The organism is Acinetobacter sp. YH12086, from assembly GCF_013419345.1.
In the GTDB taxonomy this organism is placed as follows: Bacteria; Pseudomonadota; Gammaproteobacteria; order Pseudomonadales; family Moraxellaceae; genus Acinetobacter; species Acinetobacter amyesii.
Genome location: NZ_VPAF01000006.1, coordinates 100033 through 116581, shown reverse-complemented (window position 1 = coordinate 116581; position 16549 = coordinate 100033). Strand labels below are relative to the sequence as shown.

The window sequence follows — 16549 nt, the reverse complement described above, 5'->3', positions numbered from 1 at the left end:
CTTTAAAAAAGAGGGGGAAAATAAACCATCCTTTGAAAGAAAGATTTCACTCCCTCCTTTTTAAAGGGAGGTTTGGAAGAGATTCAAATCGTCATCGAAAAAATACGATTTTCAGGAACACGACGTTTTAATCGTAAATCAAAAGCCATGCAGATATTACGGACAAAAGGCTTGCCTGCATCACTCACCTGAATGTGCTGATCAAAAATCTCGAGCAAGCCATCTTCTTGCATTTCAGCCAATTGCGCTAATACTTCATCAAGCTCAGGAAATTGCATTTCTGGACCTGCCCAAGAAGTTTGGAAGGTACACATCAAATTGAGAATATGTTTACGAATGATTAAGTCCTCATCTGTCAGCACATGCCCCCGATAGACTGGAATTTCATTCGCTTCTAAACGTGCATAATAGTCTTCAATTTTCTTTTCATTTTGTGCAAAGCTGTACCAACTGTCACTGATCGAAGATAAGCCGAGACCAATCATCACTTGGGTTTTCGATGCGGTATAGCCCATAAAATTACGGTGCAAACTGCCCTGCTGAAAAGCTTGATACATTGGATCTTGGATTAATGCAAAATGATCCATTCCAATTTCATGATAGCCATGTGCAAGTAATTGCTTCTTACCTTCTTCATAGCATTGACGTTTTAAATCATCTTTCGGCACATCGGCATCTTTAAAACCACGTTGCCCATTGCCCTTAATCCACGGCACATGCGCATAGCTATAAAAGGCTAAACGATCTGGCATCAAACGATTGGTCTGTTCAATAGTATGCAACACGTCGTTTAAATCCTGAAATGGCAAACCAAAAACCAAGTCATGCGAAATAGAGGTATAGCCAATATCACGTGCCCACTGTGTCACTTGTTCAACATGTGCAAAGGGCTGAATACGGTGGATGGCTTTTTGCACCTTCTCATTATAATCCTGCACTCCATAACTTACGCGTCGAAAACCAACATCATACAAAGCTTGTAAATGCTCACGTGTGGTATTGTTCGGATGCCCTTCAAAGCTAAATTCATGTGTATCGGCAATATCAGCATGCACTAGAATGCCTTGAATCAACTGGGTGAGATGCTCAGGAGAAAAGAAAGTAGGCGTTCCCCCGCCCAAATGAATTTCTTTAATTATTGGCCGGTCGACCAAGAGCTGACAATATAAGTCCCATTCTTTCAGCACCGCCTGAATATAAGGCAGCTCCATCTCATGTTTTTTCGTGACTTTTTTATGGCAACCACAAAACGTACATAAGCTTTCACAAAATGGTAGATGGATGTACAGACTGATGCCTTCAAGGTGATTGCTCTCATTAAAAGATCGCTTCAAGCCCTGTTTCCACTGTTGTAATGAAAACTCAGCTTCCTCCCAATACGGCACGGTTGGATAACTGGTATAGCGTGGACCTGGTACATTGTATTTTTGAATTAAAGAACTCGCCTGCTGAGACATCGATGCACCATTTCAATCAATGAGATTCAATTTAAATCTACCTTATGATTATTGTGCTGAGCTTCAGATGTGAATTCAACCTAGCAAATTTGTCGGAATAGGCCCAATTTCAGCCGGAGCAATTGCTGCTAACTTTGCATGATCTTTTGGTTTAATCACTAGATATCTAGATTTAAAGCAAAGATCCGATGCTGAGTATCGGGAAAAATGCCTTAAGTTTTCACGTAATTTATGCTTTGATGACACTTATCTTTAAATTATTTTAATAAAGGTCACCATGCAGAATCCAACTTCAGCCGATATACAACGTGTAGATGAATTCCTTCGCGATTTACAGGCACAGATTTGTGCCGCATTGGAACAGCAAGAACGTGCTGGTGGCGGAAGTGCCGAATTTGCGATCGATGACTGGGAACGCCCTGAAGGTGGTGGTGGTCGCTCACGTGTTCTTCAAAATGGAACGGTGATTGAAAAAGGCGGCGTGATGTTCTCGCACATTAACATTTCAAAATTACCGGCCTCTGCGACTGAACGCCATCCCGCTATTGCAGGTGCAAAAGCGCAAGCCATGGGCGTGTCATTGGTAATTCACCCGAAAAACCCCAACGTCCCGACCTCACATGCCAATGTGCGTTTATTTGTCGCGGAAAAAGAAGGCCAAGATCCGATTTGGTGGTTTGGCGGTGGTTTTGACCTCACTCCATTTTATCCAAATGATGAAGATGTCTTGTCTTGGCATCAAACTGCCCATGATCTTTGTGCCCCATTTAGCGATACACTCTATGATGAACATAAAAAATGGTGTGATGACTATTTTTATCTCAAACACCGTGATGAACAACGTGGTGTGGGCGGTTTATTCTTTGATGATCTCAACCAATGGGACTTTGAAACCTGTTTCAAATATATGCAGGCCGTGGGTAATGGTTATTTAGAGGCGATTTTACCAATCTTCCAAAGAAACCAAGACAAAGCCTATACCGAAGCACAACGAGACTTCCAACTTTACCGTCGTGGTCGTTACGTTGAATATAACCTAGTGTATGACCGTGGCACCTTATTTGGTTTACAAACTGGTGGGCGTATTGAATCCATTTTAGTAAGTATGCCACCTTTGGCGGGCTGGTCATATCGTCCTGAATGGGAAGAAAATTCTCCAGAGAAAAAGCTCACCGACTTTTATTTAAAACCGCATGATTGGCTTAATATATTGAAATAAAATAGATAGACATGTATTTGCCTCTGTCCATCAGGGGCTTTTCATTGCCTTTTAATTAAAGTATTTATATTTCTAGGTAATATCTTGATGCATAAATAAATTTTTTAAGCATTTACTTTGTAATCATATTGCTCAACAATGACACATCTTTTAAACAGCTTTACGCTATGTCATTGCACAATGTGTCAATAAACTCATGGCTGTAACTTTCTTGTACGGAGTACAACGCACATGACACATCAAACACTCAATAAAAAAGCAGTCAGTCTTACTGCCTTGGTGTTTTGGAGCTTTGCTGTTGTGCTGATCAGCGCTATCAGTACTAATATTTTTTCCGAAACGTCTTTGAATGACAATTTGGCTATTGGCTTCATGGTGGTTGCCTTGATTGGTTTAGTCATCAGTGCTGCCAGCATCTTGATTCAAAGCGTCTTAGATATTTGTAATCCTTAATTTTCCGCCTTTATTTCACGATTTTAAGACTGCCCGAACTTTAGCCATCATCACATTTGGCGTATATTGTCTGCTCTTTCACATCTACATGGACGCTGTGCAATGAGCAAACAATTTGCCGTGATTGGCAATCCGATTGAACAATCACGCTCACCTGAACTTCATCATGCCTTCGCTGAAAAAACAGGCCTCGACATTCAGTACAGCAAACGACTTGCGCCACTTGATGGTTTTCAGCACAGTGTCGAATCCTTCTTTGCCGAAGGTGGCATCGGTATGAATGTCACTGTTCCGTTTAAAGAACAAGCTTATGCACAATGTGCCGTCCTTACTGAACGTGCCAAAATTGCAGGTGCGGTCAATACATTATGGATGCAAGATGGCACACTCCATGGCGATAATACCGATGGACAAGGCCTGGTCGATGCCATCCGTGCCTTAGATTGGAATTTAGAACAGAGCGATATATTGATCATTGGTGCAGGTGGTGCGACACGTGGCGTGATTTATCCACTGGTACAAGCTGGGGCCAAAAAAATCGTGATTGCCAACCGTACTTTAGCGCGTGCTGAACAATTGGTCGCTGACTTAAAAACTGCCGTACCGAATGCCGAACTTGCAGCCATTGCCCTCACCGAATTAGCAGGTCAATTTGATCTGGTGATTAATGCCACATCGGCAAGCTTAACGGGTGATCCGCTAATTTTGCCTGAAGCTTTACAATTCACCCACGCCTATGAAATGGCCTATGGCAAACCATCGACATTTTTGGATCAAGCCAAAGCACGCCATGTTCCAACCTCAGAAGGTTTTGGCATGTTGGTTGGTCAAGCGATTGAATCTTTTTCCATTTGGAATGGCGTCAAACCTGATCTAAAAGACTTTCTATAATTCAAAATGATTTGCTCAATTTACTTTCAAAGCAGTCGAAACACCTAAAAAAAGAACCTCAATTGAGGTTCTTTTTTTATCCAACTTAGTTCTTGTGTTTTTGTATGGCTTTATAGGTTTCATAATAAGCCGATTGGCTGAACAACTCTTCGTGTTCTGCTGTTAGGCCTTGTAATGACGCTTCTGATAATTTTCCTTTGATATCATCAGTAAAGGCTTGCGCATAGATTTTTGATGCTTTCACCAAATGTGCTTTTTCAGTTCCTTCCAGTTCATAGCTAGCTAAAAAGTTTTGTTGGTATAAATGTGCAAAAATCGCCTGATCAGTCTTATAGGTTTTTTGCAACTGCTTCCATTCAACCTGAGCTTTGTACTCACCAATCCCCGACTGCACATAATGATTGACTGAAGAACCTAAGTCATCAAAGTCTTGATAGCGATGCAAAGCATGCTTATCACGTAATTGATTTAAACGTTTCAGCGCATTGCCTGTTGGCTCTTTTAAGCCATCAACAAATCGATATGCATAAACTTCTGCAATTTCATTCAAATCATTGGCCGAGTAATAACGCACATACTGAGCGCGATAGTTAGCAAATGCCACGACAAATGCCGCTTGATAGGCTTTCACTTCAGATTGATGGCGCTTATAACTTTGCAAAGCCACAGTACTGAGATATTCAGGAAGTTCGATTTCTTCATTTGCAGCACGGACATCATCAACCGATGCAGTTTCTGCTTCAACAAGCAGAGGATCATTTCCCGTGATTGGCGCAAGCAGGCCTTTCAACATATTTTCAAAGAGTGAATCTTTACTGACTTCCTCAATGGATTTTGCCTGTTTCATGGCTTGACGATCAATTTTAGTCGCATTGCCATAATTCAAAATTTGGTTGCTACTTTTCAGCTTTAACTGACCTAAACGTGGCTCATTAAAGGCCAATTGATAGTCCATTACTTGGACGCGGCCTTTGTGATCTAAGCCTACATCCATCACAACATTCGAAGATGATTTATCCTGTCCATTCAGCACCTGCGCAATTTCAGCTTGATGCTTTTGCCATAATTGCTGAAATTGTTTTACATCGATAAGTTGTTCACTTTGATATTGCTGGAATACCGGCTTTAACTGCTCAACAGCGTCCGCAATCTCAGAATCTGTATAGGATGCGTCCGCAGCAGAGGCCGATGGTACAGAATCTTCTTGCAGCGGTATCACCCGAACATCTTGATAATCCTGACACAGCGTGACTTTACCAATCGGCACCTGTTTGGTGTTCATCAAGGCCTGACAGGTTTCCTCAGATAAGTTCGCTGTTTCGTCATCTTCTTCGGAAGCCGCATAAGCTTCGGTTACTTCAGTATCCGAACTATAGGCTTCTTCGTCATCACCCGCGGTCGCCTCCGCATATGCACTTGCAGTATCAATCGCGTATTCAGCAGATTCAGCGGCAGAAGACGTTTGTTCTTCTTCCGTTTCATGTTGGTGATACATCAGGCCATGCATTTTCGCATTGAGCAGCTCATTCACACGTTCTACAGATGCATAAGCCGCATCATAGTCTTCATCCTCAGCTGCTGCCGCTACTGCACCTCCCGCCGCTTCAGCCGCAGCCATCGCCTCTTCGGAAGCACTGAGATGCACAGCTGCATCCACAGATTCATCTTGCTCAGCGTCACTATTGCGCTGACCTTTGATTTGCGTGGTGTAATAGTTGGCGTTCACAAAATCAAAAAGTTCAAGCTGGGTGTATAGCGCATCAAGATCACCCACATAGCGGATTTTTTTAGTCAGCCCTGCATTTTTTTCATCACGTGTTAAAGCAATATTTTGCACTTGATTCGGCTCTGCCAAGACATAAGGCAAAGCATTCATTTGTTTTAAATAGTCAGCAAATTTTTTCAAATCGTACTGAGCAATCGTGTCTTTATGTTTTGAAAAATCCACATAAGCCAAGCTGTTTTGGCTTTCACGATTTACCATAAATGGCATGAACGCAAAGTAGTTGGTATAAAATTTATGCTGATTAAAATCAATGATCATCGGCAACTGTGCATTCACCTGCAAAGTCGGTTTTTGATAACTCAATTGCAAGGTTAAGGCAGCAAGTTTTTCTCTAAAATGTACTGAACCGCTATAGCTAAACTGTAAATCATTCAACACATTCAGCAGTGATTGAGCAATTTTAGATTGCGGAGAAACGCCATCATCTTCATCGCTATAGCGCGCTGATGGTGGGATCGATTCATTGGCAATAGCTTGATAGAGCTGTTTCTTTTCTTTTTGGCTAAATGGAATATTTTGGGTTTTAATCAACTGATCCAGTTGTTTTTTAAGTTTAGGATCCAGCTCTGGCTGTGTAATAGTTGCAGGCTTTGACTTGGTTTCAGGCTTTTTTTCATCAAACTGAATATCGGTCTGAATTGAAAATTGCCCTTTCATGTCATAACTGGCATTTTCAAACATTGCGTTTAAGCCTTGAGTGGCTTGTTGCCCGAGAGACTGATCCGTTGAATTGGTTTTTATGACATGTTGAGCACACCCAGTAATACTCAAACCCAGTAAACAAAGTGTTATATATTTTAATCGCATAATTGTACGAAAGACCTAAGTTCTTTATGATTTATTAAAAGAAAAAAATGATCAAAAGATCAACATCCAGTCTATCAGAAGTTTACATTTCACATGTTGGTTAAATATTACAATTCGCCTTTCTGACATTTTTTAAGGGCGTATTCATCAATGTTTTTTGGATAAAATTATGAATAATCAAATCATCAATACAGATAATCCAAAAAAATTTAGATATTAGGATTAAGACTATGCCTGCATATAAAGCGCCTTTACACGATATTCGTTTCTTAATGAATGAAGTGCTCGATTACCCAGCACACTACAAAACTTTGTCTAATGGTGAAGCTGCTGATGCAGATACTGTCGACATGATTTTAGAAGGTGCAGCGGATTTTTGTGAAAACATCCTTTCACCTTTAAACCAAACGGGTGATGAAGAAGGCTGTCATTTTGAAAATGGTGATGTGAAAACACCAAAAGGGTTTAAAGAAGCCTATGACCAATTTGTACAGGGTGGCTGGCAAGGTCTGTCTTTCCCTGAAGAATTTGGCGGTCAAAACTTGCCACAGTCGTTGAATCTCATCAAATCTGAAATGATGGGTACAGCAAACTGGTCATTCCAAATGTATCCAGGTCTAAGCGTAGGTTGTATCAACACCATTCTACAATTTGGTTCAGAAGAACAGAAAAACCAATATTTACCGAACCTTGTTGCTGGAACTTGGTCAGGCACCATGTGCTTAACTGAACCTCAATGCGGTACCGACTTAGGTCAGGTAAAAACCAAAGCGGAACCTCAAGCTGACGGTAGCTATGCAATTTCTGGTACAAAAATCTTCATCTCTGCGGGTGAGCATGATTTAACAGAGAACATCGTGCATATCGTACTTGCTCGTCTTCCAGATGCTCCTGCAGGTACTAAAGGGATTTCATTGTTCATCGTTCCAAAATTCCTTGTGAAAGCAGACGGTTCAGTGGGCGAACGCAACCCAGTGACTTGTGGTTCGATTGAACACAAAATGGGGATCCGTGCTTCGGCAACAGCTGTGCTGAACTTTGACAATGCCATTGGTTACTTGATCGGTGAAAAACACAAAGGCCTACATGCAATGTTCACCTTCATGAACACTGCACGTATTGGTACAGCAATTCAAGGTATTGCACATGCTGAATTGGCATTCCAAGGCGCACTTCCATACGCCAAAGAACGTATGTCTATGCGTGCACTTTCAGGTAAAAAAGATCCTGAAAAAGTAGCCGATGCGATTATTCACCATGCAGACGTACGTCGTATGCTTTTAACTCAAAAAGCGATCGCTGAAGGCGGCCGTTCAATGATTTACTATGCAGCTCAAATTGCGGACAAAATGACTGATGCTTTAACCCGCGGTGATACAGCAGCGTTTGAAGCACATGATGACCACTTAGGCTTCTACACACCGATTCTCAAAGGTTTCTTAACCGAAATGGGTTATGAAGCTGCAAACCATGGTATGCAAGTATACGGTGGTCATGGTTATATTAAAGAATGGGGCATGGAACAAATCGTTCGTGACTCACGTATCTCTACTCTCTACGAAGGCACAACCGGTGTTCAAGCACTAGACTTGATTGGTCGTAAAGTTCTGCTGACCTCTAAAGGTAAAGTGATTCGTGACTACACAGCAGAAATCTTGAAGTTCTGTGGTCAACATGCACGTAACAAATACATGCGTCGTTTTGCGTGGGACTTAACGAAGCTTTGCGCACAGTGGAATGCATTAACGGTTCGTATCATGCTTGCAGCACGTAAAGACCGTGACATCGTATCTTCTGCTTCTGTCGATTTCTTAATGTTCTCTGGCTACGTGATGATGGCTTATTTCTGGGCACAACAAGCTGCCGTAGCTTCTGAAAAATTAGCAGAAGGCAATGGTGCAGAAGTTCCTGAGTTCTATAAAGCAAAAATCAAAGTGGCTGACTTCTACTTTGAACGTCTATTACCACGCTCACAAGGTCACGCTGAAGCAATGGTTAACCCATCGAAGACCATGACTTCTTTGGCTCCTGAACACTTTAGCTTTGACTACTAAGCTTTAAACCGAGTTAAATGACTCTATAAAAAGACCGCTTCGGCGGTCTTTTTTGTCTTCTCTTTTAATTTTCATCTATAGCGATAATGAGCAGCATTCTTAATTTCTTCATGAGGTAATAACAATGTATAAAGATGAACTTTATATGGAGAAATATTGTTGTATTTTTCAAAAAAATAATTTTATTTAATAAATATTAAATACTTAAAGTAAATTTCACTCGATGATTTTAGCTTTACATTTGTATCTCATACAACTTCATATCTTCTCCATAGCCTCCCCCTATGATGACTTCATTGATTCATAAAGAGCGTAAACATGAAAAAATTGATGTCTTCATTAATGATTGGTCTAATTGCAACAACTGCGACAATGTCTGCAATGGCAGCGCCTGCATTCGATCATAAAAATCCACCACCTGCTCCATACTTTGATAAAAAACCTGTACCGCCTAAAGCAATACATCACAAATCTGCTGGGCCCCACATGGTGAAAAAAGAGCATCAACACGCTCATGCAAAATTTGCCAAACAAAATCATAAGGCAGTAGCTTTTAAAGGCAATCAACACAAACCTGCTTCGCAGCATAAATTACCGCCAATGCCACCGAAACATCGTTAAGCTAAATTAAAAAAAGACCGCTCATGCGGTCTTTTTTAATATTTACTTTGCTTTATCAGCAATAAATTCTTTAATCTCTATGGGTTTATCTTTTACCAACTCAACTGTCCCTTCATTCACACCATTAAAGTTCTTAAAGTGAATTGAAACACCTTGGTCGTTGGCAAGTCGTACACCACTTCCTGAAACTGCTCGTTTCAATTCATACACACGATCAGAATTATCAGTCAATTGTGCGGTTTCAAAATTATCTTTGGTTTTTAACTCAAGGCTTAGATCTTGTGGCCCTGTAAAGTGAATCACTTGCTCATCTTGAGCTACTGCAACATCGTTTGTTTGTGTAGTTGCGATCGTTGCCTCTGTTGCAACATTTTGTTCTGATGGTGCTTTTTTATCGGTGCAACCCACCAAAGCTATAGTTAATAACGTCGTAGTTAAAATATATTTCATTTTCTGAAGTTCCTTTATGACATGTAAATTCAATTATCAACTGAATAATTTCATACACATTCTGCAAATTACATTCGAAATATGAAAAATTACTTGTCGCTCAAATTTTAAAACAAGTTTGACATAGCTTTCATTACAGGAATTCTTCCAATACTGAATTTAAAAAGATATGTCCCTGCTCGGTACAAGACAAAAGTGTTGGATCACTGACCATCAATTTACGTTCACGTAATGAGTTCAATAACTCGGCAATTGGCTCTAAACTTTCCCCTGTACGCTCACTATATAGCTTGGCTTCCACCCCATGATTTAAACGAAGTGCATTCATCATAAATTCAAAAGGCATGTCGGCTGCTTCGATACGCTTAAACTGAAGATGTTCAGCAGGTACTTTGGCTAAATAGTCTTTCGGCAATCGGGTTTTTTGGAAACGATACACCCCGTCTGGCATGGTCACTTTACCATGTGCGCCTGCGCCAATCGCCAAATAATCGCCAAACTGCCAATAATTTAAATTATGTGCCGACGGCTTTTCTTTACGCCATGCCGATACTTCATAATTGATAAAGCCTTGCGCTGTTAAATAGGCTTCGCCCTGTTCTTGAATATCTTCAAGCACATCATCGACAGGTAAAATTGGTTTTGTGCGGAAAAAAACTGTATTGGGTTCAATGGTCAATTGATACCACGACACATGGGTTGCCCCATTTTCAACAGCAAGTTTTAAATCCAACAGTGCTTGTTCTAGACTTTGCTCAGGAAGGCCATGCATTAAATCAACATTCACTCGCTCAAAGCCTGCTTCTCGCGCATGCTGAATGGCTTGAATCGCATCATCATTGGAATGAATACGACCCAGTTTTTGTAAATGCTCTGGATTAAAACTTTGTACACCAATTGAAAGTCGGTTAATGCCTGCGTCTAAATAACCCGCAAAAGGATCGTGCTCAACCGTGCCTGGATTGGCTTCTAAGGTAATTTCACAGCCCGCTTCAAATGGCACTAACGCTTTGAGTTGAGCAAATAACCATTGATAGCCTTTGGATGAAATGAGCGATGGTGTACCCCCACCAATAAATACACTATGAATCAAGCGACCCTGAGCAAAATCGACTTGCGTTTTAAAGTCTTCAACCAACGCCTGTAAATATTCTTGTTCTAAGTCTAAAGACAATTCACCATTCGGCACCGCATGCGAATTAAAATCACAGTATGGACATTTGCGCACACACCACGGCATGTGAATGTATAAAGATAACGGAACAACTGCAGGATTTAATTCAGCCAAGGAAAATGCTCAAAAGGAACAAAAGAAGTAAGCGCATTTTAACATGACTGCATCAGAGCGCTTATGAAATCTCATCCACAATACAGTAGACTAATAAATTTAAGAAGAATTAGATGATTAGAAGATGAAAATAAGCAGCCATTTATTGTACTTACTGCCGCTCGCGATGGGTGTTGGTATCGCTATGACCATTCAAACAGCGATCAACAGCCAATTGCGTGAATATTTATATTCACCGCTGCAAGCTGCCCTTTTTTCTTTTTTGATTGGTACAATAGTCCTCGCCTTTATGGTGTTTTTTCAATCGGCCGAAAAACCGGACTTTGCAAGTTTTGCTCAAATCCCTTGGTATTTATGGCTGGGGGGATGTTTGGGTGTTTATGCCATCAGTATCAGTATTTATACCGCACCGAAACTGGGTTTTTTATCCCTCTCCGGTCTGATTATTTTTGGACAGATCTTAATGTCGATGGTATTTGACCATTTTGGCTTGCTCGGCACTGAAAAAACCCCGATTAACTGGCAACGCTTATTGGGTGGCGTGGTGATTTTTATTGGTGTGCTTCTCACTTTCCAACGCTAAGACCTCATTCCTAAGCACCTCACAAGAAATGAGTACATTCTGTGTCTACTGTCACGGCTGTAACAAGCAGCAAGTATGAATTAAAACAACTGTTTCATTTAATGATCCCGATATTGATCACGCAGTTTGCGCAAGCGGGATTTGGTCTCATTGATACCATCATGGCTGGACACATGTCCGCCAATGACCTTGCAGCCATTGCGGTCGGGGTCGGCTTATGGATACCAGTCATGCTGCTGTTCAGCGGCATTATGATTGCCACCACCCCATTGGTGGCCGAAGCCAATGGTGCTCGGACGCCTGAAAAAATTGCCACCATCGCCCGTCAGTCTTTGTGGGTTGCGTTGTTTCTTGGCATTATCGCTGCACTGGTTTTACAGGCAATGCCGCTTTTACTTCCTGTACTTGGTGTACCTGAGGCCTTGCTTCCCAAAGCCAGTTTATTTCTACATGCGATTAGTTTAGGTATGCCTGCTGTCACCATGTACGCAGCTTTACGTGGTTACTCAGAAGCATTGGGGCATCCGCGTCCAGTCACTGTGCTGAGTCTGCTGGCCTTATTGGTGTTAATTCCACTGAATTTTATTTTTATGTATGGTTTAGGCCCAGTCCCTGAATTAGGTTCTGCAGGATGTGGTTTTGCCACCGCGATTTTGCAATGGTTAATGTTCTTTGCTTTGGCGATGTACGTTTTCAAAGGAGCGGCCTATCAAAAAACCCAACCTTTCGCTGCTTTTGAAAAAATGAACAGTGAATGGATCAAACGTATCTTAAAACTTGGCTTTCCCATTGGCTTAGCCATTTTCTTTGAAGTCAGTATTTTTAGTACAGCCGCTATTGTTTTGAGTCCCTTGGGCGAAGTCACCATTGCCGCGCATCAAGTTGCCATTTCGATTACCTCGCAATTGTTTATGATTCCCATGTCACTGGCGATTGCGCTGACCATTCGGGTCGGTACCTATTATGGGGAAAAGAACTGGCTAGCGATGCGAAAAGTCCAGAAAGTCGGTATGTTGACAGGGACGGTATTTGCCCTGATTACCATGTTGCTGCTTTGGCTTTTACGTAATGAAATTGTGTCACTCTATACCAATGACTATGATGTGACTCAGCTTGCAGTATATTTGGTCTTGTTCGCGATTGCCTATCAGTTGATGGACGCATGGCAAGTCAGTGCCGCAGGGTGTTTACGCGGCATGCAAGACACTAAAGGGCCGATGTGGATCACCATGATCGCGTATTGGATCATTGCCTTCCCTGTCGGGATCTATCTTGCACGCTTCACCACGACTGGTGCTGCAGGCGTTTGGATTGGCCTAATTGTGGGTCTGACTGTCGCCTGTATACTGCTACTTACACGTTTATTTATGATGAATAAACGTTTAGCACATGCGGGATAAGCCCTAAAAAATCATCTAAAAAGTTACTTAAAAATACGGCTACGCTATGCAGAAGATTAATGCAAATTAACACCCTGCATAGCAATGCCATAAATAAAAAGCACGAAGAAGAGGAAAATAAACATGTCCCATGTATTTCGCTCGATCAGTCTCTGTCTGAGCTTGGGCTTCTCCATGTCACTACAAGCTGAACAAACGATCAACCGACATGAATTTCCTTTATATCACGCACCTATCAAAGTCCAATCACAACCCGAATTTGATTACATCAATCAAGCACTTTGGACAGCCTTTCGCTTTTATCATGAACAACAAGCGGACTCATATACCACACGTTTAAAATTAAGTTGTCAGCAGACTGGTATGGCATACACCTATCAGGACTTCATCAAGGCCAATCAAAAGTTTGTCTCTGCGGATGATCAGGATTTTATCGTGACGCAAAACCTTATCACCTTGAATGAAAATTTACACCATAATCAATGCAGCAAATATCTCAGTCCACATTTAGAACTCGAAAAAACTGAAGCAACTGATGTTACGGAGTGACATCAGTTGCTCAATTTGATTCAAAAAAAGAACTATACACGAAAAAGTCATCTGCAATTGTTTGAGACAGGACTACCTCTAATCAAAAATGTTTTTGCGATACTTTAAATAATTAGACGCTAGCGAACGAGTTTTGTCGGTAAGGTGCATTGCACCGCAAGATGGTTTCCTTGCGAAGCACGCTTCTCATTTTGCCGAATGAGAAACAACGTTTCGTAAGAGTACCTCCAGCTGAAGGCTAATCCCTTTATTCAATCCCTGGATGAAAGACTCTAAAGAATAGAATTGAAAATCTTTTTTTAAATGCGTAAATACTTTTACATGCATAACATCAGTGAAGCAAGCAAAGCACCAAAACCAACTAATTAAGCGCCTCGATGGCATTTTTTAAACCTTGTGGCACTTGGCTGTCGTCCTCTACGTCTTTCACGATCGCTTGCCCGACAATCACATCTGTCCCATTAAAACTCATGGTTGGTGAGCCATACAATTCATAGCCTTCATTTAAAGCTTTGGTCACACGGGCACAGAAATTGACATCATCTTTACCGGTTAAATAGCGATACACTTTCATCGTTCAGTTCTCTTCTAGTGACGCGATATTTTAAACCATTCAGCGCGTGGCTTAAATTTGCCTGAATTATTTTCAGTATTTACATTTTTGCCCATAATTTTATCAATGGAAATAAAGTCTTAACAATTTAAAGTAGGCAGTTTGTGTTTTGTCGCCTATGATCGGTATTAGATAATAAATGATGATCTTGAGGAACATCACATGGCAAAAACGGCTAGCACACCGGGTCGTCGCTTTATGAAACTTGCCAGTATGACGGCAAGCATTGCTACTAAAACCGTTTCCAATTCCATCCGCAATATCACTGCCGACGAAGAACAGAAAAATGCATCTCGCAGTAAACTTTTTCAGGACATCGGTCTGCAAATTGCAGACACTTTGGGTGAAATGAAAGGTGCGGTGATGAAAGTCGGACAAATTGCCTCGCAGTACAAAGACATTTTTCCACCTGAAGTCGCAAAAGCCATTAGTAAATTACAACGCCAAGCACCAGCCATGCCCTTTGCTGAAATTAAGGCCCAAGTAGAACAAGAACTCGGCAAACCCCTCGCGCAAATTTTTAAAAGTTTTGAAGAACAACCTTTTGCCGCTGCATCCATTGGGCAGGTGCATAAAGCCGTGTTACCTAATGGTCAGCAGGTGGTGGTGAAAGTGCAATATCCGGGTGTCGAAGAAGCCTGTGAAAGTGACTTAAAACAAGTTCGGCTTGCACTTCGTCTGATGGGCGTATTGAAAATTGATCGGAAGTTACAAGACAAGCTATTTCGTGAAATTCAGGACAGTTTAGACAACGAATTGAACTATGAAATTGAAGCGCAAAACTTAGATGTGGCCCGTGCGTTTCATTGTGCGCTGGATGACAAAATCATCATTCCACAGGTCTATAAAGATTATTCTTCACGTCATATTTTGACTCTAAGTCTAGAGCTTGGCGACAGTATAGAAACTGCCAGCACATGGTCACAAGAAACACGAAATGCCTTGGGAAGACGGTTATTCCGTGCCATTGGCCGTGAAATTTTCTTCCTTAAACGTTTCCACTGTGACCCACATCCGGGCAACTTCGCCTTTCGTGAAGATGGTTCAGTCATCGTATATGACTACGGCGGTGTGAAAACCCTGTCTCCTGAAATCGTGTCGCACTTTAAGCAATTGATCAATGCTGCACGCAAGCACGATATTCCACTGATGGAACAGCAACTCGATGCCTTACATTCACTCAATGAACTCGGTAAATTCCCTACGGAGTTGTATGAGCAATGGCTTGAAGTACTGATGCGTCCGCTGACCACACAATACGACTTTGCTGAAAACTCAGCACACCATGACGGGGTAGAATTAATTAAGCCTTCTCTTAAATACTGGGATGTGTTTAAACCATCACCGGATACCCTGATGGTGAACCGGACTGTTTCAGGACATTATTGGAATTTGATTCATTTGAAAGTGAATGACAATCTCAATGATCTCTTTGATGAGTTGGTCCCACCTAGCGCTTAAGAAAACATGAAGCGCTGATGATTGCCTGATGAATTTCAGACAATATTTGCATTTTCAATTGTTATGTTATAACATTTCTTTAATCAATAAATTTAAGGAACAGAAGAATGCGTGCCAACATCCATCCCGAATACCGTGAAGTACTCTTTCATGACACCAATGCCAATGCCTTTTTTGTGATTGGCAGTACCTTAAGCACCAATCAAACCAAAGAGTTTGAAGGCAAAACTTATCCCTATGTGACGCTCGATATCTCAAGTGCATCACATCCTTTTTATACAGGTGAACAACGCCAAGTGAATAACGAAGGACGTATTGCGAACTTTAATAAACGCTTTGCGCGTTTCAAACGCTCACAATAAGTTCAGTTTAGATTAAGTTTTTTCTTTTAAAATTAAAACATTAAAGAAGTTCAGGGTTCCCCTCCTCCAGCCTGAGCTTCTTTTTTTATGTCTGAAATTTTGTGGTTTTCAAACGTTGTTTTAAACATCTATTTTTAAAATCGACTGAAATAAGTAATATCCTAGCCCCAATACGATGACACCAATTACCACACTGGAAATGGCATAACTAAATGCCAGCCCACTTTGCCCTTGTCTGAGCAGTTGAAAGGTTTCTAAGCCGAAACTGGAAAATGTGGTAAAGCCACCTAAGATCCCGACCATAAGCAATAAGCGTGCTTCATTTTGTAGAACGGGATATTTTTGGCTAAATGCAAAGAACGCACCTGCACAAAAGCAACCTAAAATATTCACCCACCATGTAGCCCATGGAAAGAGTACTGTTGGCTTGGCCAATAACAGTCCTGCTGCATAGCGAAGTGTTGCTCCAATTGCGCCGCCACATGCGACCAAAAGCCAGTTCATAGTTGTCCTACTTCAACATCATTGGTATCTACAATTTAGGCAACAGTCTGC

At 41.3% G+C, this 16549-nt stretch carries 16 protein-coding genes; 10 read left to right on the top strand and 6 right to left on the bottom strand.

The features are described from left to right. Window positions 1-83: 83 nt before the first annotated feature. Window positions 84-1457, bottom strand: a complete 1374-nt coding sequence (gene hemN, locus FTU29_RS08865) for an oxygen-independent coproporphyrinogen III oxidase (RefSeq protein WP_180024332.1) — start codon at window positions 1455-1457, stop codon at window positions 84-86. Between the two features lie 277 nt (window positions 1458-1734). On the opposite strand from hemN, the gene hemF reads away from it, so the two are divergent. The 3 genes from hemF (at window position 1735) to aroE (ending at window position 4020) form a co-directional block, all read left to right on the top strand. Further along, window positions 1735-2676, top strand: coding sequence for an oxygen-dependent coproporphyrinogen oxidase (gene hemF / locus FTU29_RS08860; RefSeq protein WP_180003423.1), 942 nt, complete (start codon window positions 1735-1737; stop codon window positions 2674-2676). A gap of 231 nt (window positions 2677-2907) precedes the next feature. Next, window positions 2908-3129, top strand: a complete 222-nt coding sequence (locus FTU29_RS08855; RefSeq protein WP_078189308.1) for a hypothetical protein — start codon at window positions 2908-2910, stop codon at window positions 3127-3129. Between the two features lie 102 nt (window positions 3130-3231). Then, window positions 3232-4020 carry a shikimate dehydrogenase gene (gene aroE, locus FTU29_RS08850; protein WP_180024330.1) on the top strand — a complete coding sequence of 263 codons (789 nt, stop codon included), beginning with the start codon at window positions 3232-3234 and terminating at the stop codon, window positions 4018-4020. A gap of 85 nt (window positions 4021-4105) precedes the next feature. Here aroE and FTU29_RS08845 read toward each other — a convergent pair whose 3' ends face one another. Further along, on the bottom strand, window positions 4106-6613 hold the full coding sequence (locus FTU29_RS08845) for a hypothetical protein (RefSeq protein WP_180121428.1): 2508 nt from the start codon (window positions 6611-6613) through the stop codon (window positions 4106-4108). Between the two features lie 230 nt (window positions 6614-6843). On the opposite strand from FTU29_RS08845, the gene FTU29_RS08840 reads away from it, so the two are divergent. Both FTU29_RS08840 and FTU29_RS08835 read left to right on the top strand, forming a co-directional pair. Then, window positions 6844-8667, top strand: a complete 1824-nt coding sequence (locus tag FTU29_RS08840; RefSeq protein WP_180121426.1) for an acyl-CoA dehydrogenase C-terminal domain-containing protein — start codon at window positions 6844-6846, stop codon at window positions 8665-8667. A 318-nt stretch (window positions 8668-8985) separates the two neighbouring features. Then, complete coding sequence (locus FTU29_RS08835) at window positions 8986-9288, top strand: hypothetical protein (protein WP_180121424.1); 303 nt, start codon at window positions 8986-8988, stop codon at window positions 9286-9288. Between the two features lie 42 nt (window positions 9289-9330). On the opposite strand, the gene FTU29_RS08830 is transcribed toward FTU29_RS08835, so the two are convergent. Both FTU29_RS08830 and hemW read right to left on the bottom strand, forming a co-directional pair. Continuing rightward, window positions 9331-9738 (bottom strand): hypothetical protein, encoded by a 408-nt coding sequence (locus FTU29_RS08830; protein ID WP_180026073.1) that lies wholly within the window; start codon window positions 9736-9738, stop codon window positions 9331-9333. A gap of 133 nt (window positions 9739-9871) precedes the next feature. After that, the gene (gene hemW / locus FTU29_RS08825) at window positions 9872-11026 is read right to left on the bottom strand and encodes a radical SAM family heme chaperone HemW (protein ID WP_180121422.1); all 1155 of its coding nucleotides are present in this window, start codon (window positions 11024-11026) and stop codon (window positions 9872-9874) included. Window positions 11027-11150: 124 nt separating this feature from the next. Between hemW and FTU29_RS08820 the strand changes: the two genes are divergently transcribed. From FTU29_RS08820 to FTU29_RS08810, 3 genes are all read left to right on the top strand, one after another. Continuing rightward, the gene (locus FTU29_RS08820; RefSeq protein ID WP_180084595.1) at window positions 11151-11609 is read left to right on the top strand and encodes a DMT family transporter; all 459 of its coding nucleotides are present in this window, start codon (window positions 11151-11153) and stop codon (window positions 11607-11609) included. A gap of 41 nt (window positions 11610-11650) precedes the next feature. After that, window positions 11651-13009 (top strand): MATE family efflux transporter, encoded by a 1359-nt coding sequence (locus tag FTU29_RS08815; RefSeq protein WP_373423598.1) that lies wholly within the window; start codon window positions 11651-11653, stop codon window positions 13007-13009. A 123-nt stretch (window positions 13010-13132) separates the two neighbouring features. Then, window positions 13133-13558 carry a hypothetical protein gene (locus FTU29_RS08810; RefSeq protein WP_180121415.1) on the top strand — a complete coding sequence of 142 codons (426 nt, stop codon included), beginning with the start codon at window positions 13133-13135 and terminating at the stop codon, window positions 13556-13558. Window positions 13559-13919: 361 nt separating this feature from the next. On the opposite strand, the gene FTU29_RS08805 is transcribed toward FTU29_RS08810, so the two are convergent. After that, window positions 13920-14132 carry a DUF1737 domain-containing protein gene (locus tag FTU29_RS08805; RefSeq protein ID WP_078189319.1) on the bottom strand — a complete coding sequence of 71 codons (213 nt, stop codon included), beginning with the start codon at window positions 14130-14132 and terminating at the stop codon, window positions 13920-13922. Between the two features lie 201 nt (window positions 14133-14333). Here FTU29_RS08805 and FTU29_RS08800 point away from each other — a divergent pair, with 201 nt between their 5' ends. Further along, window positions 14334-15632 carry an AarF/ABC1/UbiB kinase family protein gene (locus FTU29_RS08800; RefSeq protein ID WP_180121414.1) on the top strand — a complete coding sequence of 433 codons (1299 nt, stop codon included), beginning with the start codon at window positions 14334-14336 and terminating at the stop codon, window positions 15630-15632. Window positions 15633-15739: 107 nt separating this feature from the next. After that, window positions 15740-15994 (top strand): type B 50S ribosomal protein L31, encoded by a 255-nt coding sequence (locus FTU29_RS08795; protein ID WP_078189321.1) that lies wholly within the window; start codon window positions 15740-15742, stop codon window positions 15992-15994. 120 nt (window positions 15995-16114) lie between these two features. On the opposite strand, the gene crcB is transcribed toward FTU29_RS08795, so the two are convergent. Continuing rightward, window positions 16115-16498: a fluoride efflux transporter CrcB gene (crcB, locus tag FTU29_RS08790; protein ID WP_180062842.1), complete on the bottom strand. Its 384-nt coding sequence runs from the start codon at window positions 16496-16498 to the stop codon at window positions 16115-16117. Between the last annotated feature and the right edge of the window lie 51 nt (window positions 16499-16549).